The sequence below is a fragment of the Corynebacterium faecium genome, assembly GCF_027257105.1.
Classification (GTDB): domain Bacteria; phylum Actinomycetota; class Actinomycetes; order Mycobacteriales; family Mycobacteriaceae; genus Corynebacterium; species Corynebacterium lehmanniae.
The window spans coordinates 60,651-81,303 of sequence record NZ_JAPYJX010000007.1; the positions used below are offsets into that span (position 1 = coordinate 60,651).

At 67.3% G+C, this 20,653-nt stretch carries 19 protein-coding genes; 11 read left to right on the plus strand and 8 right to left on the minus strand.

Annotated elements, in window-relative coordinates; translation table 11 throughout:
• The first annotated feature begins 32 nt into the window (after positions 1-32).
• Both O5O53_RS08910 and O5O53_RS08915 read left to right on the plus strand, forming a co-directional pair.
• Positions 33-1,436, plus strand: coding sequence for an AI-2E family transporter (locus O5O53_RS08910; protein ID WP_324196635.1), 1,404 nt, complete (start codon positions 33-35; stop codon positions 1,434-1,436).
• Positions 1,437-1,481: 45 nt separating this feature from the next.
• A complete protein-coding gene (locus O5O53_RS08915; RefSeq protein ID WP_181889175.1) occupies positions 1,482-2,006 on the plus strand; it encodes a type 1 glutamine amidotransferase domain-containing protein in 525 nt (174 codons plus the stop codon).
• A 332-nt stretch (positions 2,007-2,338) separates the two neighbouring features.
• On the opposite strand, the gene O5O53_RS08920 is transcribed toward O5O53_RS08915, so the two are convergent.
• From O5O53_RS08920 to O5O53_RS08955, 8 genes are read right to left on the minus strand one after another with little or no spacing between them, the layout of a single operon-like run.
• On the minus strand, positions 2,339-2,905 hold the full coding sequence (locus tag O5O53_RS08920; RefSeq protein WP_181889176.1) for a nucleosidase: 567 nt from the start codon (positions 2,903-2,905) through the stop codon (positions 2,339-2,341).
• 6 nt (positions 2,906-2,911) lie between these two features.
• Positions 2,912-3,835: a sulfite exporter TauE/SafE family protein gene (locus O5O53_RS08925; protein WP_269511684.1), complete on the minus strand. Its 924-nt coding sequence runs from the start codon at positions 3,833-3,835 to the stop codon at positions 2,912-2,914.
• 10 nt (positions 3,836-3,845) lie between these two features.
• Positions 3,846-4,484 carry a sirohydrochlorin chelatase gene (locus tag O5O53_RS08930; RefSeq protein ID WP_269511465.1) on the minus strand — a complete coding sequence of 213 codons (639 nt, stop codon included), beginning with the start codon at positions 4,482-4,484 and terminating at the stop codon, positions 3,846-3,848.
• 11 nt (positions 4,485-4,495) lie between these two features.
• Entirely contained in the window at positions 4,496-5,791 is a 1,296-nt protein-coding gene (locus O5O53_RS08935; RefSeq protein WP_269511468.1) for a sulfate adenylyltransferase subunit 1, read from the minus strand.
• Positions 5,791-6,705 (minus strand): sulfate adenylyltransferase subunit CysD, encoded by a 915-nt coding sequence (gene cysD, locus O5O53_RS08940; RefSeq protein WP_070472052.1) that lies wholly within the window; start codon positions 6,703-6,705, stop codon positions 5,791-5,793. Before cysD ends, O5O53_RS08935 begins: the two co-directional genes overlap by 1 nt.
• Positions 6,706-6,722: 17 nt before the next feature.
• Positions 6,723-7,502 (minus strand): phosphoadenylyl-sulfate reductase, encoded by a 780-nt coding sequence (locus O5O53_RS08945; protein ID WP_269511471.1) that lies wholly within the window; start codon positions 7,500-7,502, stop codon positions 6,723-6,725.
• Positions 7,499-7,759, minus strand: a complete 261-nt coding sequence (locus tag O5O53_RS08950) for a hypothetical protein (RefSeq protein WP_070472049.1) — start codon at positions 7,757-7,759, stop codon at positions 7,499-7,501. The genes O5O53_RS08945 and O5O53_RS08950 overlap by 4 nt, the downstream gene beginning before the upstream one ends.
• On the minus strand, positions 7,756-9,420 hold the full coding sequence (locus tag O5O53_RS08955) for a nitrite/sulfite reductase (protein ID WP_269511474.1): 1,665 nt from the start codon (positions 9,418-9,420) through the stop codon (positions 7,756-7,758). The genes O5O53_RS08950 and O5O53_RS08955 overlap by 4 nt, the downstream gene beginning before the upstream one ends.
• Positions 9,421-9,658: 238 nt before the next feature.
• On the opposite strand from O5O53_RS08955, the gene O5O53_RS08960 reads away from it, so the two are divergent.
• From O5O53_RS08960 to O5O53_RS09000, 9 genes are all read left to right on the plus strand, one after another.
• The gene (locus O5O53_RS08960) at positions 9,659-11,026 is read left to right on the plus strand and encodes an FAD-dependent oxidoreductase (RefSeq protein WP_269511477.1); all 1,368 of its coding nucleotides are present in this window, start codon (positions 9,659-9,661) and stop codon (positions 11,024-11,026) included.
• A gap of 19 nt (positions 11,027-11,045) precedes the next feature.
• A complete protein-coding gene (locus O5O53_RS08965; RefSeq protein ID WP_038613168.1) occupies positions 11,046-12,212 on the plus strand; it encodes an alpha/beta hydrolase in 1,167 nt (388 codons plus the stop codon).
• The gene (locus tag O5O53_RS08970) at positions 12,209-13,345 is read left to right on the plus strand and encodes a histidine kinase (protein WP_051952337.1); all 1,137 of its coding nucleotides are present in this window, start codon (positions 12,209-12,211) and stop codon (positions 13,343-13,345) included. The genes O5O53_RS08965 and O5O53_RS08970 overlap by 4 nt, the downstream gene beginning before the upstream one ends.
• On the plus strand, positions 13,342-14,004 hold the full coding sequence (locus O5O53_RS08975) for a response regulator (protein ID WP_038613169.1): 663 nt from the start codon (positions 13,342-13,344) through the stop codon (positions 14,002-14,004). Before O5O53_RS08970 ends, O5O53_RS08975 begins: the two co-directional genes overlap by 4 nt.
• Before the next feature lie 82 nt (positions 14,005-14,086).
• On the plus strand, positions 14,087-14,938 hold the full coding sequence (locus tag O5O53_RS08980) for an ATP-binding cassette domain-containing protein (protein WP_181889184.1): 852 nt from the start codon (positions 14,087-14,089) through the stop codon (positions 14,936-14,938).
• A 17-nt stretch (positions 14,939-14,955) separates the two neighbouring features.
• Entirely contained in the window at positions 14,956-15,651 is a 696-nt protein-coding gene (locus tag O5O53_RS08985) for a hypothetical protein (protein WP_194560602.1), read from the plus strand.
• Positions 15,648-16,886 carry a DUF418 domain-containing protein gene (locus O5O53_RS11770; RefSeq protein WP_194560601.1) on the plus strand — a complete coding sequence of 413 codons (1,239 nt, stop codon included), beginning with the start codon at positions 15,648-15,650 and terminating at the stop codon, positions 16,884-16,886. The genes O5O53_RS08985 and O5O53_RS11770 overlap by 4 nt, the downstream gene beginning before the upstream one ends.
• A gap of 104 nt (positions 16,887-16,990) precedes the next feature.
• On the plus strand, positions 16,991-18,697 hold the full coding sequence (locus O5O53_RS08995; protein ID WP_269511480.1) for an ABC transporter ATP-binding protein: 1,707 nt from the start codon (positions 16,991-16,993) through the stop codon (positions 18,695-18,697).
• A complete protein-coding gene (locus tag O5O53_RS09000) occupies positions 18,694-20,649 on the plus strand; it encodes an ABC transporter ATP-binding protein (protein ID WP_269511483.1) in 1,956 nt (651 codons plus the stop codon). The genes O5O53_RS08995 and O5O53_RS09000 overlap by 4 nt, the downstream gene beginning before the upstream one ends.
• Positions 20,650-20,653: the final 4 nt, after the last annotated feature.

Sequence of the window (20,653 nt, forward strand, 5' to 3'; positions counted from 1 at the left end):
GCATTAACCAGCATCTCTGGCACAATGAGCGCGTGACTACACATGAAAACAACGACTACGTCGGCGCGCTCGACACCGCCGTCGACGATGTCCGGATGCTGCCCACTCCGGCAGACGCGGCCCAGGAGCTCTCCAAGGAGCCCGTGGACCGCGGCGACATCATCGCCGCCGACGGCCGCACCGCCGCCGCCTGGGCACTGCGCTTCATTATCATCGTCGCCGCCACCGCGATCCTGCTTTACCTGCTCAAATGGGTCTGGATGGGCCTTCTTCCCATCCTGCTCGCCCTGATCCTTGCCACCGTGCTGTGGCCTCCGGTGCGCTGGATGCGAAACCACAAGATCCCCGCCGCCCTCGCCGTGTTCATCACGCTGATCGGCACCTTCGGCATTCTCGGGGGCATCATCGCCGCGATGGCGCCGACCGTGAAGTCGCAGGGCACCGAGCTCGGCCACCAGGCGGAACAGGGCATCAACCAGATCATCGCCTGGCTGAAGGAACAGAACTTCACCTTCCTCGAGCCGGAACGCATCCAGCAGGCCGTGGACCAGGCCACCGCGTTTGTGAAGGGCCAGGCGTCAAACATCGCCTCCGGGGTGTTCTCCGGCATCGGCGCGATTACGTCGGTAGGCACGACGCTCGCGTTGACACTCGTGCTGCTGTTCTTCTTCCTCAAAGACGGCGACCGTTTCCTGCCCTGGGTCCGCAAGTACACCGGCGTGCGCGCCGGCTGGCACCTCACCGAGGTGTGCATGCGCTCCTGGAACACCCTGTCCGGCTTCATCCGCACCCAGGCCATCGTTTCTTTGGTGGATGCCGTCTTCATCGGTTTGGGCCTGCTCTTCCTGGGCGTGCCGCTGTGGCCCGTGCTGGCTGTGGTGACCTTCTTCGCCGGCTTCATCCCCATCGTCGGTGCGATCTCCGCAGGCGCCCTGGCCGTGATCATCGCGCTGGTGTCCAACGGGTTCATGAACGCCGTGTTCGTGCTCATCCTCATCATCGCCGTGCAGCAGCTGGAGGGCAACGTCCTCTCCCCGATCCTGCAGTCCCAGGCCATGGGCCTGCACGCCGCCGTGGTCCTGCTCGCCGTCGCGGTGGGAGGCACGCTGTTCGGCATCGTCGGCGCGTTCCTCGCCGTGCCGGTCGCCGCCGTAGCCGCGGTGTGGCTGCGCTACTGGGCCGAGATGGTCTCGCTGCGCTCCGGCGAAATCACCGCAGACGAGATAGCCATGGCCACACAACAAACGCAGACGATGGACTCCAAGGAATCCTTCCTCGCCGTGCGCAACCACATGATGCGCATGGCAAAACGCGAAAAGTCCAACACCAAAGTCCCCGTCAAGGAAGGCCTCGGCTCCACCCGCGTGCCGCTTGGCGATACCGAGGGAGAGCCCGACGTCCCGGGCCGCACCCACGCCATCAACGACGAAGAATAGGTACGGTGGGCGCCGCACTTACTCATCGACGAAAGGACGAAAACCATGGCCGACCTCAACGGCAAGAACATCGCGATCATCGCCACCAACGGCTTTGAGGATTCGGAGCTGACCTCCCCGAAGGAGGCCGTAGAGTCCGCCGGTGCGACCACCAAGGTCGTCTCCACCGAGACCGGTGAGATCGAGGGCAAGAAGGGCGCGAAGGTAGCTGTCGACGCCAAGACTGCCGACGCCTCCGTCGACGAGTTCGACGCGCTTATCCTGCCCGGCGGCACCATTAACGCCGACACCATCCGCACCGACGCCGACGCCGTCGCCCTGGTCAAGGCGTTCAAGGATGCCGGCAAGCCGATCGGTGTGATCTGCCACGGCGGCTGGATCCTTGCCGATGCCGACCTGCTCAAGGGCGTCAAGCTCACCTCCGTAGCCAACGTCAAGACCGACCTGGCCAACGCCGGCGCCAACTGGGTCGACGAGGAAGTTGTGGTCGACTCCGGCTTCATCTCCTCTCGCACCCCGGACGACCTGCCGGCGTTCAACGCCACGATCGTGGAGGAGTTCGCGAAGTAGGGCCCTGTTCCCTCCGCCCGCTGGGTTTGCCCCGGCGGGCGTTTTCTTTGCCTGATGTGGGAGTTGGCTTCAGCGCGGACCGATTCTCCGGTTCAGTGCTGTCGAAAGTTCGAATCGTCTAGCAACCTCAGCGAAACGCTAGACGATTAGGCCAATACCGGCAATCGTTTTCAACATCACCTGTGGAAACACCACCCGACTTGGCTGATCGTCTAGCAGCGTTGGGTGGGCTACTAGACGATCCGCATTCTCAACGGAGTCGAGTCTGGAAAGGCCCATCGGAAGCCGGCGCCAGCGATTGAAAAATAGGTGAGTCCGTCGAAGTGATTGGATTACCGCAGGTGGTCGCGCAACGCCTGCTCCAGCTCGACGCGGGCGCGTTCCAGGGCTGCCTCCCACACCTCGGAGGCGGACTCATCGGCGGAGTCGGAGACCTGCTTGAGCAGGGTCAGCGGCACGCCGAAGGTGGAGCACACCGCTGCCAGGGCGTAGCCCTCCATGTCCACGAGCTGGCATTCGCGGGCGAGCTCGTCGCGCAGGTCGGAGCGGTTCACAAAGGCGTCGCCGGTGGCGAGCTTGGCCTTGGGCAGCTCCGTCAGCGGGTCGAACGAGAACCAGCGCGGGTAGACAAAGTCGGTGATCTCGGAGGTGCCGCCGACTTTGAAGTCGTGCTTGACGGCGTCGGAAACCTCGTAGACGCCGGGCTCCAAGTCCACCAGGGCGCCGGCGGTGCCGACGTTGATCACGCGCGACGGCAGAGGGCCTTCGGATAGGCGGCGGGTCAGCGCGATTGCGGCGGGCAGGGTGCCGATGCCGGTGATGAGCACCTCGTGGTCGCCTCCGGACATGATGTCCGCGGCTTCTTCCTTCATGGCTGCGACGATAAGCAAGTCAGACATGGTTGCTTATCGTAGGCGCGCTGGCTCCGGGTCGACCACTGTCGCGCCCTCGCGCTCCCCCGCCGCCTTGGAATTCTCGCGCGCCTTGAGCACGCCGCGCACGGATAGCGCCGCGCCCACGATCAGGACGGCAACGCGCACGGCCCACAGTCCGGAGTCCACGCCGAGGAACTTCAGCACCACCGGCAGGTTCAAGAACACAATCAGGGTGCCCACCACCCCGCCGAGGGCGATGGGGTTCATGCGGGTGACCACCCACGCGCCGATCGGCGCGGCGATGACTCCGCCTGCCAACAGCGCGAGCACTCCGGCGAGGTTGGCCATCAGGTCGTTCCACATGCCCACCGCAAACCCGAGGGTGGCTGCCAGGGTGACCAGGAACTCCGCGGTGTTGACGGTGCCGACGATGCGGCGCGGCTCGGAGCGCCCCGCGGTCAGCAGCGTCGAGGTGGTCACGGGCCCCCAGCCCCCGCCGCCGGTGGCGTCCACGAAGCCGCCGAACAGGCCCAGCCCGGCCAGGAACCCGCGCGAGTGCGGCTTTTCAGCCAGCTTGCGCTGCGTCAGCCCGCGCGCGAAGCGCAGCATCAGGTTCAGCCCGATCAGCGCGAGGATCAGCGACATCACCGGCCGTGCCGCTTCGGTGGACAGCCGCACCAGCACGGTCGCGCCGAGGAAAGCGCCGATCGCGCCGGGGATGCCGATGGCGAACGCGGTGCGCCAGTCCACGTTGCCGAAGCGGGTGTGCGCCACGCCGGAGGCCAGCGTGGTGCCCAGCTCGGCGGTGTGCACGACGGCGGACGCGGCGGCGGGCGTGAGCCCGGCCAGCGCGATGAGCATGGTGGATGAGGTGGCGCCGAAGCCCATGCCGAGGCCGCCGTCGACAAGTTGGGCGGCCAGGCCGGCCACGGCGATGAGCAGCAGCGTCTCAATCTTGTACATTTCAGGCGTCCTTTTCGGCGACGCGGAATCGGTTGGCAACAACCTCCGCAAGGTCAGTGGTCAGTGGCCCGGAGGCTGACAGGTACTCCGGGATCCGGTCCAGCAAAGTTCCGTGGGTGACAAACAGCGGCAGCACGTGCGTTTGCCTATCGACGAACCTCCGGTCGCCCCCAGTCGCCTGCACCACCGACACCTCGATCCCGGCCAAACGTGCCAGGTCATCAGCCAGGCGGGTGTAGTTCGCCGCCTGTTCGGTATCTGATGTGCCGACGGGGAAGAGGGCGGCGTGGGGCGCCGAAGGGGCGTCGATAAGCAAACGCTTGTGCAGGACCTCGGCGATGTCGGGGCCGGTGCCCAGCGGCTCGGCGAGGGTGAGGTCGCAGTGGGCCCGCGCCTCGGCCAGGTGGGCCGGCACGTCCACTTTCGCGTGGAACGCGCGGGTGAACAGCAGCGGCACGACGACAGCGCGCGGGCTGTCCAGCGCGGCGGCTGCTTCGGCGAGGGTGGGGCGGTCGAACTCGAGGTGCGCGTCCGCCCACTCCACCCCGAGCGTTTCGGCCGCCGCTTCGGTGAGCGCGCGGATGCCCTCCTTGGCGCGCGGGTGGCGCGAGCCGTGGGAGAGGGTGATCAGCGCGGTCATGGCGGGTGCTCCTAGCGCAGGCGCTTTCCGACGAGACCCGCGGCCAGCGTGTTGCCGGAAGACTGGTCCACGAGCAGGAAGTTGCCCACCGCGCCGCGGGCGGCGTAGGGCTCGACCGGCAGCTCGTCGGCGGTCTGGATGGTCACGTGCGCGATCTCGTTGAGTGCGACAGCCTCGGGCGAGGTGTTGTCGCCGGCGGCGCTGTCAATGTCGAGGACGCGGTCCACGCTGGCCACCCGGGCGCGCACGAACGCGGTGCCGATGCGCAGCTTCACGGCCTGCCCGGCGCGCAGCTCCTTCTCGGTCAGCCCCACCACGGTGGCAGCGAACTCGCGCACGTCCTCCGGCCGAGATTGCGAGGCCAGAAGGTCGCCGCGGGTCAGGTCGATCTCGTCGGCCAAGCGCAGGGCGACCGAGTCGCCGGCGTGGGCGGTCTCCACCGGGCCGTCGGTGGAGTCGATGCCGGCCACGGTGGTGGTGCGGCCGTGCGGGGCGAGGATTTCGTCGCCGACGGAGACGGAACCGGCGTTGACGCGGCCGGCGTAGGCGCGGTAATCGGTGGCGTGCTCGCGAAGCACGTACTGGATGTTGAAGCGGAAGTCCAGGTCATCAGCGCGGCCGTGGTTGACCGGGATGGTCTCCAGCAGCTCCAGCACGGTCGGGCCGGTGTACCAGGGGGTCGCTTCGCTGTGCTCCGCGACGTTGTCGCCCTTGAGCGCGGAGATCGGCACCACGTGCGGGTCCTCGATGCCCAGCTCGGCGGCCTTGGCGTCGAATGCCACCTTAATCTCGTTGAAGGTCTCCTCGGAGTAGCCGACCAGGTCGATCTTGTTCACCGCCAGGATCACGGTGCGCACGCCCAAAAGCTTGGCCACGGTGAGGTGGCGGATGGTCTGCTCCACCACGCCGTTGCGGGCGTCCACCAGCAGCACGACCACCTGGGAGGTGGACATGCCGGTCACGGTGTTGCGCGTGTACTGCACGTGGCCCGGTGTGTCGGCGAGGATGAAGGTGCGCTTGTCGGTAGCGAAGTAGCGGTAGGCCACGTCGATGGTGATGCCCTGTTCGCGTTCGGCGCGAAGCCCGTCGACAAGCAAGGAAAGGTCGAGGCCCTCGAAGCCGCGGTCCGCGGAGGTGCGCTTCACGGAGGCGAGCTGGTCGGCGAGGACGGACTTCGTGTCGTGCAGGAGGCGGCCGACGAAGGTGGACTTGCCGTCGTCGACGGAGCCGGCGGTGCACAGGCGCAGCGTTTCGCGGTCCGCCAAAGCGGCTGCGGCGGAGGCGGCTGGAGCGGTAGTCGTAGTCATCAGAAGTAGCCTTCCTTCTTGCGGTCTTCCATGGCGGATTCGCTCAGACGGTCGTCGGCGCGCGTCGCGCCGCGCTCGGTCAGGGTGGAGTTGGCAATCTCGACGAGCACCTCGTCGATCGTGGACGCGTCCGAATCAACCGCGCCCGTGCAGGACATGTCGCCCACGGTGCGGTAGCGCACCCGGCGGGTCTCAAGCTGCTCGCCCTCGCGCGGGCCGCCCCACTCGCCCGGGGTCAGCCACATGCCGTCGCGGCCGAACACCTCGCGGTCGTGCGCGAAGTAGATCGACGGCAGGGCAATCCCGCGCGCGCCGATGTACTCCCACACGTCCGCCTCGGTCCAGTTGGAGATGGGGAACACGCGCACGTTCTCGCCCGGCAGCGTCGCGCCGTTGTACAGGTCCCACAGCTCGGGGCGCTGGCGGCGCGGGTCCCAGCCGCCGAAGGAATCGCGCACGGAGAACACGCGCTCCTTGGCGCGGGCGCGTTCCTCGTCGCGGCGCGCGCCGCCAAGCACTGCGTTGTAGCCGACCTCTGCGATGGTCTCCACCAGCGGCACGGTCTGCAGCGGGTTGCGGGTGCCGTCGGGACGTTCCTGCAGGTCGCCGCGGTCAATCCAGTCCTGCACCTCGGCCACGCGCAAGCGCAGGCCATGCTTCTCCACGAGCTCGTCCCGGAACTGGATCACTTCCGGGAAGTTGTGTCCGGTGTCCACGTGCAGCAGCTCAATCGGCATGGCCGCCGGCGCGAACGCCCGGCGCGCCAGCTCGAGCACCACGCACGAGTCCTTGCCGCCGGAAAACAGCAGGCCGATCTTGTCGAACTGCCCGGCCACCTCGCGGATGATGTGGATGGACTCGTTTTCCAAGTCCTTCAGGTGCGGCGACAGCTCAGTTGTCGTTGCTTGCGTCATCTTCTCTAACACTCCTTTTATTCGTGCAGGCCGCACTCGGTCTTGGATGCGAACGCCCAGCGTCCGGCGCGCGGGTCCTCCCCCTCGGCCACCGGCATGGTGCAGGTGGCGCAGCCGATGGAGGGGTAGCCCTGGCGGGTCAGCGGGTGGATGATCAGGTCGTTGTCCTCCTCGAAGGCCTCAGTGTCCTCCAGCGACCAGGTCACCAGCGGGGAGATCTTCAACCGGCCGGTTCCATCCAGGCTCAGCGCGGGTGCCTCAGCGCGGGTGGGGCCGTCGGCGCGGCGCAGGCCGGTGATCCATCCGGCGTACGGGCTCATGTGCACCGCCAGCGGCTCCACCTTGCGCATCCGGCAGCACGCGCCGGGGTTGCGCAGGTACAGGTTCGGGCCGTACACCTCGTCCTGCTCCGGGCGGGTGAGCTGGGCTTTCGCGCGCACCAGCGTGTGCGTCGGGTAGCGCGCCTCCACGGCGTCGGCCACCTCCAACGTCTCCGGGAAGTGGTACTCGGTGTCCAGGAACAGGAAGTCGGCGTCGGGCAGGTGGCGCTCGGCCAGCTCCGCCAGCACGGTGTTTTCCATGGACAGGGTCACCACGAGCTTGCCAGGGGCGTGCTCGTGGGCCCAGCTCAAGATGTCGGCGGCGGATGCGTCGTAAAGCTTGGGTGCCCACTCCTCGACTAACTGGGCGTTTTGCTTCGCGACGTCCTCCGGCAACGCCGCCGTCTCCTTCGGCCCCTCCGGGCTGATCTCGGGGTCGCGGAAGTTTCCTCCCGGCTGGTTGAGCAGGTTGGTCATCGCTTCTCTTCCTTCACTACTGCGGTATGCCCGTGCCGCGCCAGGGAGGCCTGCAGCGCCTCCTCCGTCGACGGCGCGGGCGCGTGCGGGGTGTCCGGATCGTCCTGGCCGTGGTATTTCACCTCGAAAATTCGCAGGCATTCCCCGCATTTCCAGGCAAAATCCGTCTCCTCGTTGGGCCAGAGGTCCTCGCCGCCACAATAAGGGCAAAACGAGGGGAAATTGCGGTTCGGATTCGGGGCTCGGCGAAAGCTCATCGCAGGTCGTCCTCGTCCGCGCGGGCGACCCACTGACGGAATGTTTCGCCGTCCTCGCGCTTGTCCACGTAATGCTGCACCACGCGCGTGACGTAATCCGTCAGTTCGGTGGACAGCACCTTGTGGCCGCGCAGCTTGCGGCCGAAATTCGCGCCTTCGCCGATGGTGCCGCCCAGGTGCACCTGGAAGCCCTCGACCTTTTCGCCGTTGTCGTTCGCCACCATCTGGCCTTTCAGGCCGATGTCGGAGACTTGGTGGCGCGCGCACGCGTTCGGGCAGCCGTTCAGCGAAATCGTGATCGGGGAATCCAGGTCGCCGAAGCGCTCCTCCAGCTCATCCGCCAGCTCGATCGCGCGGGACTTGGTGGTCACGTGCGCGAGCTTGCAGTACTCCAGGCCGGTGCAGCTGAGCAGGCCGCGGCGGAATTCGGAGGGCTTGGAGTACAGGCCCATCTCTTCCAAATCAGCCTGCAGCTTCTCGACGTCCTCCGGTGCGACCCCGAGCAGCAGCACCTCCTTGAACGGGGTGAAGCGCAGGTCGGTCACGCCGTAGCGTTCGGCGAGGTCGGCCAGGGCAATGAGCTGCTCGCCGGACATGTGCCCCAGCGTCGGCTTCACACCGATGTAGACGTTGCCGTCCTTCTGCTCGTGCACGCCGATGTGGTCGCGGTCGACCAGGTTGTTGGGGGCCTTTGGGCCGTCCGCAAGCTTGTAGCCCAAGTAGTCCTCTTCGAGGATCTGGCGGAACTTCGCCACGCCCCACTCCTTGACCAGGAACTTCAGGCGCGCGCGGTTGCGTAGGCGGCGGTAGCCGTAGTCGCGGAAGATCCGCACCACGTTCGCCCACACGTCCGGCACCTGCTCGAGGGTGACGAATGCGCCGAGGGACTGCGCGAGCATCGGGTTGGTGGACAGGCCGCCGCCGACGTAGCACTCGAAGCCGGGGCCGAGCTCCGGGTGCTCAACGCCGATGAAGGCGAGGTCGTTGATCTCGTGGACGACGTCCTGGCGGGCGTTGCCGGAAATCGCGGTCTTGAATTTGCGCGGCAGGTTCTGGAACTCGTCGTCGGTGACGATCTTCTGGATCTTGCGGATCGCCGGCGTTGCGTCGATGATCTCGTCCTTGGCGATGCCGGCGACCGGGGAGCCCAGGATCACGCGCGGCACGTCGCCGCAGGCGTCCCAGGTGTTCAGTCCGTTTGCCTCGAGCTTCTCCCAGATCACGGGGACGTCCTCGATGCGCACCCAGTGGAATTGGATGTTCTGGCGGTCCGTCAGATCCACGGTGGAGCGCGCGTAGTCGCGGGAGAGCTCGCCGACGGCGCGGGCCTGCGCGGTGGAGCAGATGCCGCCGTCGAAGCGGATGCGCATCATGAAGTACTTGTCTTCGAGCACGCTGTTGTCCTCGCCGGTGAACTCCCCGCCCAAGTTCTGCTTGCGCTGGGTGTACAGGCCGAGCCACTTAAAGCGCGGGTACAAGTCCTCGCGGTCGATGGAGTCGAAGCCGCCCTTGGAGTAGACGTCGATCACGCGCTGCTTGACGTCCAGGACCGGGGACTCCTGCTTGATCTCCTCGTCGTGGTTCAGCGGCGTGGAGCCGTCGATAAGCCACTGCCCCTCCGGCTTTTTGGCGCGTGTCCTGGGCTTAGTAGGTGCGCTCATCTGCTCTCCCTAACTAGACAACTCTGTACGCATCCGGGCGGCCCGGAGCTGTTGCTGGCCAATAGTGCCGGACTGCTCGGTCTGAAACAACCGGACTATCGAAAGTGCCGGTTAATGCCGTGAATGTAAAGGATTTCCGGGGGTTGCGAATGAAAATATTTGCAGGTTTAAGACCACTCGGTCTATACGCTATAGTGTCCAACATCAACACACCCTTTTGCGAAAGGACAACAAACTTATGAGCCTGCGCGTCGCCGTAGTTGGAGCCGGCCCAGCCGGCATTTACGCCTCCGACCTGCTAATCCGCAACGAAGAGCACGACATCCACGTCGACCTCTTCGAGCAGATGCCCGCCCCCTTCGGCCTGATCCGATACGGCGTGGCACCCGACCACCCGCGAATCAAGGGCATTGTGAAGTCCCTGCACAACGTGCTGGACAAGGACAAGCTGCGCCTGATCGCCAACGTCACCGTCGGCCGCGACATCACTATCGACGACCTGCGCGACTACTACGACGCCGTGGTCATCTCCACCGGCGCCGTGCGCGACCGCGAGCTGCTCATCCCGGGCGGCGACAAGTCCATCGGCGCCGGCGAGTTCGTCGGCTTCTACGACGGCAACCCGCGCTTCGAGCGCAACTGGAACCTCGAGGCCAAGGAAGTCGCCGTCGTCGGCGTGGGCAACGTGGCACTCGATATCTCCCGCATCCTGGCCAAGACCGGCGACGAGCTCACGGTCACCGAAATCCCGGACAACGTCTACGAGTCCCTGAAGAACAACAAGGCCGAGACCGTGCACATGTTCGGCCGCCGCGGGCCCGCCCAGGCGAAGTTCACGCCGAAGGAGCTGCGCGAGCTCGACGAGTCCGACACCATTCAGGTGCTCGTGGACCCCGAGGACATCGACTACGACGAGCTGTCCGAGCAGGTCCGCCGCTCCGACAAGTCCATCGACCTGAACTGCCAGGTGCTGGAGCAGTACGCCATGCGCGAGCCGGACGACGCCCCGCACAAGATCCACATCCACTTCTTCGAGGAGCCGGTGGAGGTGCTCACCGACGACTCCGGTGCCGTGACCGGCATCCGCACCGAGCGCCAGGAGCTCGACGGCAACGGCGGCATCCGCGGCACCGGCAAGTTCACCGACTGGCCGGTCCAGCAGGTCTACCACGCCGTGGGCTACCGCTCCGAGCCAGTCGAGGGCGTGCCCTTCGACCTCGAGCGCCACGTCATCCCCAACGACGGCGGCCACGTCCTGGTCACCGCCGAGGAAGGCGCCGCACCGGAGGACAAGCTCTACGTCACCGGCTGGATCAAGCGCGGACCCGTTGGCCTGATCGGCAACACCAAGTCCGACGCCAAGGAAACCACCGACATGCTCATCGCCGACGCCGACGCCGGCAAGCTCGCCACGCCGACCCACACCGGCGCCGACGACATCTTCGACCTGCTGCGCGAGCGCGGCGTGGACTACGCCACCTGGGAAGGCTGGTACAAGCTCGACGAGGCCGAGCGCGCACTCGGCGCCGCCGACGCCACCTTCCCGCGCGAGCGCAAGAAGATCGTGGAGTGGGACGAGATGCTGGGCCACTCCCGCGCGCAGTAGTAGCAAGTGCAACAACAGCATGCAGTGGCCCGCACGCATCCTCGCCGCCCCGCTCGCGATGATCGCGGCGCTGGCTGCCTGGCTGGCGCTCGCGCCGTTCACCCCGCACGTCGCGTACTGGGGCGCGGCATCGCTGGTCAGCCCGCAGTACGCGGGCCCGCTCCTGCTCATTTCGCTGGGCGTGGCGGCGGCGTCTGCCGCACTCGCCCGCGCCTCGCGGGCGAACCTTCTGCCGGCGGCCCTCGGGGTGGTGGCCACCGCGGCCGCCGCGGCGCTTTTCGGCGGCCAGCTGCACGCCGCCCGCGCGCTTGGCACCGATGCCGACGCGTGGGCCGCGCTGAGCTGGGCGGGGTTGGACAAGACCGCCCAGGGGCCCGACGCGACCGTCCCGTTCGACCTCTTCGGGACCGACGAGCTGGACATGGACGTCTACCTCCCGCGGGAGGGCGGCCCGCGCCCCGTCCTCCTCTACACGCACGGCGGCGGCTGGGACCAGCTCAATAAGCGTTCCCAGGCCTACAACATGCGGCAGATGGCTGACCGCGGCTACGTTGTGGTGTCGATGGATTACACGTTGTCTAGCCGTGAGCAGCCCACCTGGGACGTCGCCGCCGGCGAGGTTGGCTGCGCATTTACGTGGGTGGGCGCGCACGCCGCCGACTACGGTGGGGACCCGGCGAGGTTCTTCACCTACGGCGAGTCCGCCGGAGGGCAGTTGCTTCTCGACGCCTCCTACGATGCCGCCGCCGGCACGCTTACCTCCGACTGCGGCGGCCGCGCCGCCGTCCCCCGCGCCGTCTATGCCGACTCCCCCGCTCTCGACGCCCGGGCCGTGTGGGGCGGCGACGACCCGTACGCCGGCCGCGGCGCGCGCGAGACGGTGGAAAAGTACCTGGGCGGCACCCCGGGCGAATACCCGGCGCGCGCCGACGCGGTGACCTCGGCGAACCACGTCACGGACCGCTCGCAGCCGACGATGATCGTGCGCAGCGCGGACGACCGCCTCGTCCCGCCCGGCAGCTACGAGGGTTTCCACGCCGCCGCGGCGGCGAGCGGCGTCGAGCTCACCGAGCAGGTACGCCCGCACGCCGACCACGCCTCCGCGCTGAGCGCCCACGGAGTGTGGAACCAGCACCTGCTCGACTCCATGACGACGTTCTTCGCGGAGCACGGGGCGGACGCGTGAGCGGCCAGCTGACCGGGCGCGCCCGCACCGGCGCGGCGGTGGCCTCGATCCTGCTCGGCGCGCTCTTCATCGTCGACTGGGTGACAGTGCAGTCGCCGGTCGGCGCGGCGGCAAAGCTGGCCGGGGCCGCCATCCTGGCGGGCGCGACCGCCTCCTGCGCCGCGCTGTGGGTCCCCGGCATCGCCGCGTGCGCCACCCTCGCCCTGGCGCTGCAGAGCCTCAGCGTCTTCCTCTACTGGGCCCCGCCGCTGGCGTTCGCCTCCTACCTGCTGGGCCTGTCCGCCCCGCGCAGGCAGCGGCCCTGGCTCGTGGCGTGGGTGCTGGGGGTCTCCACCGCCGGCCTCTACGCCCACCACCTGTTCTTCGACGCCGAGTGGCCCAGCGGCATGACCACCACCGAGGCGGTGGAGGCCGGGGTCGGCGCGACCGTGCTGTGCTGGCTGGCGCTGGGCTTCTTCTACCTGCTGGGCACCCAGGCGCGCCAGCGCCGCGAGCGCATCTCGGAGCTAGAGCAGCAGGTGGAGTTCGCGCACGTGCGCGAGCGCACGCAGATCGCCCGGGAGATGCACGACATCGTCGCGCACACGCTCGCGGGCATCACCGCGCTTGCCGACGGCGCCCGCTACGCCGCCAAGTCCAACCCGGAGGTAGCGGAGGAGGCGCTGGAGACCATCAGCCGGGAGTCGCGCACGGCGCTCGGCCAGATACGCGGGCTGCTCAGCGTGCTGCGCAGCGACGAGACCGAGCGCCCCGCCGGCACCGCGCCGAGCCGGCACGACTTCGAGGCGCTTTTCGACGACGCCCGCCGCCGCGGGACCGACCTGACCGTCGAGGGCCTCGACGACCTGCCCGCCGACCTGCCCGCGCTCACGCAGTTCACGCTCTATCGCGTTTGCCAGGAGGCAGTGACCAACATGCTGCGGCACGCGTCCTCCCCCGCCGGCGTGATCCGGTTTGTGGTGGGTGCCCACTCGATTGTGGTGGAGGCGGAAAACGCGGCATCAAAAAGCAAAAGCTCGACGGGGGGCTTCGGGCTGGTGGGCATCGAGGAGCGGGTGGCCGCGGTCAGCGGGCGGGTACGCTTCGAGCGCGACGGTGGCAAGTTTGTGCTGACGGCGGAGGTACCTCGATGATCACGGTTGCGCTTGTGGACGACCAACCGCTCGTGCGCGCTGGGTTTTCCATGCTGGTTGGCTCGCAGGGCGACATGGAGGTGGCGTGGCAGGCCGGCGACGGCGATGAGGTGCCGGGCCGAGAGGCCGCGGACGTGGTGCTCATGGACATCCGTATGCCCAGCGTCGGTGGCATCGAAGCCACCCGTGCGCTGCTTGCGGAGCACCCCGACACCCGGGTCATCATGCTCACCACTTTCGACGACCAGGAGCTGGTGCTCGACGCGCTCGATGCCGGCGCCTCCGGCTTCCTGCTCAAGGACGCCGACCCCGACGAGCTGCTCAGCGCGATCCGCGCCGTCGACGGCGGCGACGCGGTGCTCGCGCCGAAGGTGACCCGCCACGTCATCGGCGCGGCGCAGGCCCCGGAGCATCAGGAGGCGGCACGCAACGAGGCGATGCTCGAGCGCCTTACCCCGCGCGAGGTGGAGGTCCTTCGCTTGGTGGCGCTCGGCTACTCAAACGAGGAGATCGCCGAGGCCGAGACACTCTCCCCCGCGACGGTGAAGACGCACGTGCACCGCATTCTGTTCAAGACTGACTCCCGCGACCGCGTCCACGCCGTCCTCTTCGCGTTCCGCGCGGGCTTGGTGGGCACCGGCGAGTTGCTGGGCCACTAGCCGCCTACACCCCAGGGTGTACGCGCCGATTTACACCCGCGGGCGGACGATTTCGCCTGCGCCACGCGCGATTGTGGGAACCATGATCGAAGTTCACAACCTGACCAAACGGTATTCAAGCTCCACCGCCGTCAACGCGCTGTCGTTCACCGCGCCGGACGGCGACGTCACAGGCTTCTTGGGCCCGAACGGCTCCGGCAAGTCCACGACCATGCGCATGATCGTCGGGCTAGAAACCCCAGACGAGGGCGAGGCGCTTATCGACGGCTCCACTTTCCGATCCCTCGACCAGCCCGCACGCGCCGTCGGGGCACTGCTCAACCCGGAATGGATCGCCCCGCACATGACTGGGCGCGGCCACCTGAAGATGGTCGCCGATTACGCCGGCGTGCCGGAATCCCGCGCCGACGAGGCGCTTGAGGCGTTCGGGCTCGCGGAAGCAGCAAAACGGCAAGTGAAAAACTACTCCCTCGGCATGCGCCAGCGCCTCGGCGTGGCCAGCGCGCTGATCGCGGACCCATCCAACGTCATCCTGGACGAGCCGGTCAACGGTCTCGACCCGCAGGGCGTCGCCTGGATGCGGGGGCGCATCCGCGAGATGGCCGCCGAGGGCCGTGCGGTAGTCGTCTCTTCGCACCTGATGAGCGAGATGCAGCTCACCGCGGACCGCCTTGTGGTGATCAACCGCGGCCGCCTCGCCGGCGAGGGCCCGCTCGAAGACTTCCTGGGCTCCAACCGGGTTGAGGCGACCTGCAGCGACCCGGCGCGGCTGGCTGAGGCCGTCGGCGGCCAGGTCATCGGCGACTCCGTTGTCGTCGACGACGCCACCGCCCGAGACGTCGGCGAGGCCGCCCAGCGCGCCGGGGTGACGGTGTACTCCCTCCAGGAATCCCGCCGAAGCCTCGAAGAAGTGTTCCTGGAGTCGACGAAATAGGACGTAGGAGGTTTTCCATGCACACACTGAAAGCAACGCTTCGGGAAGTCTTTTCCCGCCCCGCGACGCGCATCCTGCTCGCGTTTGTCGCGGCCGCCCTCATTCTCGGGCCCATGGCCGTCGCGATGCTCCTCGGCCCCAACGGTACAAGCACCGCAGACCCTGCAATGCTGCTCATCCCGGCCGCTTTGATGCTCCCTGTGGCGTTCGCCGCGGGCGCTTTCCCCGCCGGCAGCGCGCACTCGCGCGGCACGATCGGCTACGCCTACCTCGCGTCGAACCACCGCGGTTGGGAGCTCGCATGTCGCGTCGGAATCGCAGCTCTCGCCTGCATACTGACGGCATTTGCCGCCTCGGCGATCGGGCTCGGCGGCGCGCACGTGTTTGTCGACAGCGTCGCTCTGGAAGGCGCCGACAGCGCAGATATGGTGCGCGGCCAGGCCGAGCTGTGGATCGCGTACCCGCTCCTCGCGGCCCTGACAGCCGTACTGCTCGGTTCGGGCACCGCGTCCTTCTTCGTCTGGGTCGTAGAGTCGCTCATTGTGGAGACTGCCCTCGGCGCGATCAACCAGCCGTGGGCCGCGGCCCTGGAGAAGCTCCTGCCGGGCGGCGCGGCCGGGAACGGCACGGCCGGCGTGGTCACTCTTGCGGTCTGGGTCGCGGTCCTTGCCGCCGCCGCGTACGCTGCCGTGCAGCGGAGGGCAGTGAAGTGACCGCGACAGGGACCACAACACACACCGGTGAGCGCACTGCGGCCCGCCAGCGGTTCGTGGCCCCCGACCTCGCCCGCGGGTTCGCTCTCGTCGGCATCGCGATGGCCAACATGGTCACTGACTGGGACCCTGCCGAGGGCGCCGACCACGCGGCGGGCCTCGGCGGCTACAACGGTGACGGCACCGTGTTGGAGAAGCTGCTCGTCTTCTTCGAGACGCTCTTCGTGCACGTGCGCGGTTTGCCCATGTTTGCCACCCTGCTCGGTGTTGGCGTCGGCATGATCTTTGTCAGCCTCGAGCGGCGCGGCTACCCGCTGCGCGCCCGGCGCATGGTGCTCGCGCGCCGCTACGGGTTCCTGTTTCTGTTCGGTCTGGTGCATAAGACGCTGTTTTTCACCAACGACATCATGACGGCCTACGGCATCGCGGCACTCATCCTGTGCTTGTTCATCGGGTGGAGCGACAAGGCCCTCTACGCCCTCGCAGGTGCTGCGTTCGCCCTGAACGCGGTGCTTCGGGCACCTGGCGTATTCGCCGCGTTTTCGTCGACAGCGGAACCAATAGACGGCAGCCCCGCGCGCATCGTCGACCTCAGCGACCGCATAGCCGCGGGCCTGACCAACTTCTGGGTGTACCCGGCAATGGGCGTGATCGAGATGCTCGCCTTCTTCCCGCTTGTCGTGGTCGGGTTCGTCTGGGGCCGCCGCGGTATCTTCGGCGACGTCGACGGCAACTCCCGGATGCTCCGCGGGTGGGCGATTCTTGCAGCCGTAGTTATCGCGGCCGTCGGCATCCCGTGGGGCTGCGCGGAAATCGGCGCGCTCGAACCCAGGTGGGCTACAGGGCTCAATGCCACCAACGAGCTCGTCGGCATGCTCACCGGCCCCGGCATCCTCGCTGCCATCTCCCTCGCGTGCCGGCCGTTGCAATCGCGTATCAACGCCTCCGGCTCCCTCCCGCACCTAGCCCAACCGCTCGTGGCGCTGGGGAAACGTTCCATGAGCGGCTACCTTGCGCAAACGATCCTCTTCATCCTGACAACCCAGCCCGCGTTCTGGTGGGCGACCCGCGACGCAGCAATCTCCGGAAAGCTTGGCTGGGCGGTGCTTATCTGGCTGGCCACGGTAGCTGGTGCGTGGGCACTTGAGAGGGCTGGCAGGCCGGGGCCGTTCGAATGGCTGCACCGTCGCCTGTCGTACGGCAAAAACGGCCTCCCTGAGCACTACAACGGTTAGGCGCCCGGGCAGACGCGCCCGGACGGCACCGTGCCCACGCTCGAGCCGTGTGCGATGCGACAGAAGTCTAGGATTGCCCCGGGCAACGAGAAGAAGGGGCATACGTGGATCTCATCCGTCTTACCGCGCGCTTCGGCAAACCCTACGCCGGCAAGATCGCGCTGGTCATCGTGTTACAGCTGATCACCACCCTGGCCACGCTGTACTTGCCGGACCTGAACGCGGACATCATCAACAACGGCGTCGCCCAAGCGGACGTGCCGTACATCTGGCACACCGGCCGCACGATGTTGGTGGTGGCACTGGTGCAGATCGCGGCGGCGATCGCGGCGGTGTGGTTCGCCTCCCAGGTGGCCATGAACACCGGCCGGGACATCAGGGCCGCCGTGTACGACCGGGTGTCCGATTTCGACAGCGAGGAGATGGCTCATTTCGGCGCCGCCACACTGGTCACGCGCGGCACGAACGATGTCCAGCAGGTGCAGATGACGTTCCTGCTGTTCATGAACTTCATGGTCGCGGCACCCATCATGGCTATCGGCGGCATCATCATGGCTCTGCGCCAAGACGCGGGCATGTCGTGGCTGGTAGTCACCGCGGTGCTCATTCTCGCGGTCGTGGTGGGGATCACCGCCGCGGTTCTGATGCCGCTGTTCAAGCGCATGCAGAAGAAGCTGGACGCGATCAACGGCCTGTTGCGCGAGCAGATCGCGGGTATCCGCGTGGTGCGCGCGTTCGGCCGTGAGGACCACGAGGCCGAGCGGTTCACGGAGGCGAACCACGACATCACCAGGCTGAGCCTGAACATCGGCCGGGTGTTCGTGACCATGTTCCCGGTGATCATGCTGATTTTGAACCTGGCCACGGCCGCGGTGCTGTGGTTCGGCGGCCACCGCGTGGACGAGGGCCTGGTGGAGGTCGGCTCACTCACCGCGTTCATGCAGTACCTGATGCAGATCCTCATGGCGGTGATGATGGGCGTGTTCATGCTGATGATGCTGCCGCGCGCAATTGTCTGCGCCGACCGCATCGAGGAGGTGCTCGGGCATGAGGTGAAGGCGTCGGCGACCGGAGAGGCGTCGATAGGCGAAGGCTCCGTGCGCTTCGAGGATGTCTCCTACACCTACCCGGGCGCGGAGAAGCCGGTGCTGGAGCACATCTCGTTTGAGGCGGCGCCGGGGACGACGACGGCGATCATCGGCTCGACGGGCAGCGGCAAGACCACGCTCGCGGGGCTCTTGCCCAGGCTGTACTCGCCGACTTCGGGGCGCGTGCTTATCGACGGCCATCCGGTCACCCACATCCCGCGCCAAGACCTGGTGGGGGCCGTCGCGATGGTGCCGCAGAAACCGTGGCTGTTTTCCGGCACGGTGGCGTCGAACCTGCGAATCGGCAACCCGGATGCCACGGATGATGAGCTGTGGGCGGCGCTGCGCGTCGCGCAAGCCGGGTTCGTGGAGGATCTGGACATGCCGATTGCCCAGGGCGGCACCAACGTCTCCGGCGGGCAGCGCCAGCGCCTGTGCATCGCGCGCATGCTGGTGGCGGACCCGAAGGTGTACATCTTCGACGACTCGTTCAGCGCGCTGGACGCGACCACCGAAGCGAACCTGAATGCGGCGATGCGCGAGATCGTGCAGGACCGCACGGTGATTGTGGTGGCGCAGAAAGTGTCCTCGATCAAGCACGCGGACCAAATTTTGGTGATGGAGGCCGGGCGCATCGTCGCGCGCGGCACGCACGACGAGCTGCTGCAAGCCAGCGAGACGTACCGGGAGATCGCGGCGAGCCAGGCGGAGGTGGACGCATGAGCAACCAGAACGGGTCCGAGCTGACCGACGACCAGCTCGCCGAATACGAAGAGAAGATGGCGGGCGACGACTACTCCAGCAAGGCGCCGCGCAAGGCCAAGCAGTTCTGGCCGTCCGCGAAGCGCCTGCTGGGGCTGCTCGCACCGTACAAGGTTGCGCTGGTGGCCGTGTTCGTCATGAACGCGGTGTCCGTGTTCCTGTCGGTGTACGCCCCGCGCGTGATGGGCCGGGCCATGGACGTGATTTTCTCCGGCGTGATGTCCAAGCACATGCCGCCGGGCACCACCAAGGAACAGGCGATCGAGGGCCTGCGCGCCGCGGGCCAGGACCGGTTCGCGGACATGGCCTCGGCGATGGAACTGACCCCCGGATCCGGCATCGACTTCGACCGCCTCGGCCAGCTCATCGTGGTGGTGGTGGCGCTGTACGCGGCGGCGTCGTTGCTGATGTGGGCCCAGGGCGCGATTTTGAACCGGCTGACCATGCGCGCGGTGTTCGACCTGCGCGAGCGGGTGGAGGCGAAGATCAACAATCTGCCGCTGCGCTACTTTGACACCCGCCAGCGCGGCGACGTGATGTCGCGCACCACCAACGACGTGGACAACGTGCAGCAGGCCCTGCAGCAGTCCCTGTCCTCGCTGTTCAACGCGATTTTGACGGTGGTGGGCATCCTGGTGATGATGTTCGCCATCTCCTGGCAGCTGGCCCTGGTGGCGCTGCTGGCCATCCCGCTGACAGGCCTGGTCATGGGCCTGGTGGGCACGCGCAGCCAGAAACAGTTCACCACCCAGTGGAAGGCCACGGGTGATGTCAACGGGCACGTGGAGGAATCCTTCTCCGGCCACGACGTGGCCGTCATCTTCGGCCGCACCGACGAGCTGCGCCGCACCTTCGGCGAGCGCAACAACGAGCTTGCGGGCGCGGCGCAAAAAGCGCAGTTTTTGGCCAACTCGATGCACCCGACCATGCAGTTCATCTCGTACCTGTCGTATGTGGCCATCGCGGTGCTCGGCGGGGTGAAGGTCGCCTCGGGCAAGCTCACGCTCGGCGACGCCACCGCGTTTATCCAGTACTCCCGCCAGTTCAACCAGCCGCTCGGCGAGATCGCCGGCATGATGCAGATGCTCCAATCCGGTGTCGCTTCCGCGGAGCGCGTCTTCGAGCTTCTCGACGCTGAAGTAGAACCCGCAGACAGCTCCCAGGCCAGCATGGACGGCCGCGCCGAAGGCCTGGTGGAGTTCCGCGACGTGTCCTTCTCCTACACCGACGAGCCTTTGATTCAGGACCTGAACCTGCGGGTGGAGCCCGGCCAGACCGCCGCCATCGTCGGCCCCACCGGCGCCGGCAAGACCACGCTGGTGAACCTGATCATGCGCTTCTACGACGTCGATTCGGGCGCGATCACCCTCGACGGGGTGGACATCCGGGATTACTCCCGCGAGGACCTGCGCGGCCAGATCGGCATGGTGCTCCAAGACGCGGTGCTGTTCAAAGGCACCATCATGGACAACATCCGCTACGGCCGGCTCGACGCCACCGACGAAGAGGTCATCGAGGCTGCGAAGGCCACCTACGTGGACCGCTTCGTGCGTTCGCTGCCGGACGGCTACGACACGGAAGTCGACCAGGACGGCGGGTCCGTCTCCGCCGGCGAGCGCCAGTTGATCACCATCGCGCGCGCGTTCCTGTCGCAGCCGGCCCTGCTGATCCTGGACGAGGCGACCTCGTCGGTGGACACCCGCACCGAGGTCATGGTGCAGCAGGCCATGCACGCGCTGCGTTCCAACCGCACCTCCTTTGTCATCGCGCACCGCCTGTCCACCATCCGGGACGCGGACGTGATCGTGGTGATGGAAAACGGGCAGATTGTGGAGCAAGGTTCGCAGGCGGAGCTCGTCGCAAAGCAAGGTGCATACTGGCGCCTGCACAAATCCCAGTTCAGCGGGGACTAAACGC

Coding starts and splice junctions, on each gene's coding strand:
- O5O53_RS08980 (WP_181889184.1), top strand. CDS start 14,087: ATGATCGAAGTTCACAACCTGACCAAACGGTATTCAAGCTCCACCGCC.
- O5O53_RS08950 (WP_070472049.1), bottom strand. CDS start 7,759: ATGAGCTTTCGCCGAGCCCCGAATCCGAACCGCAATTTCCCCTCGTTT.
- O5O53_RS08975 (WP_038613169.1), top strand. CDS start 13,342: ATGATCACGGTTGCGCTTGTGGACGACCAACCGCTCGTGCGCGCTGGG.
- cysD (WP_070472052.1), bottom strand. CDS start 6,705: ATGACGCAAGCAACGACAACTGAGCTGTCGCCGCACCTGAAGGACTTG.
- O5O53_RS08955 (WP_269511474.1), bottom strand. CDS start 9,420: ATGAGCGCACCTACTAAGCCCAGGACACGCGCCAAAAAGCCGGAGGGG.
- O5O53_RS08945 (WP_269511471.1), bottom strand. CDS start 7,502: ATGACCAACCTGCTCAACCAGCCGGGAGGAAACTTCCGCGACCCCGAG.
- O5O53_RS09000 (WP_269511483.1), top strand. CDS start 18,694: ATGAGCAACCAGAACGGGTCCGAGCTGACCGACGACCAGCTCGCCGAA.
- O5O53_RS08920 (WP_181889176.1), bottom strand. CDS start 2,905: ATGTCTGACTTGCTTATCGTCGCAGCCATGAAGGAAGAAGCCGCGGAC.
- O5O53_RS08935 (WP_269511468.1), bottom strand. CDS start 5,791: ATGACTACGACTACCGCTCCAGCCGCCTCCGCCGCAGCCGCTTTGGCG.
- O5O53_RS08915 (WP_181889175.1), top strand. CDS start 1,482: ATGGCCGACCTCAACGGCAAGAACATCGCGATCATCGCCACCAACGGC.
- O5O53_RS08960 (WP_269511477.1), top strand. CDS start 9,659: ATGAGCCTGCGCGTCGCCGTAGTTGGAGCCGGCCCAGCCGGCATTTAC.
- O5O53_RS08965 (WP_038613168.1), top strand. CDS start 11,046: ATGCAGTGGCCCGCACGCATCCTCGCCGCCCCGCTCGCGATGATCGCG.
- O5O53_RS08985 (WP_194560602.1), top strand. CDS start 14,956: ATGCACACACTGAAAGCAACGCTTCGGGAAGTCTTTTCCCGCCCCGCG.
- O5O53_RS08930 (WP_269511465.1), bottom strand. CDS start 4,484: ATGACCGCGCTGATCACCCTCTCCCACGGCTCGCGCCACCCGCGCGCC.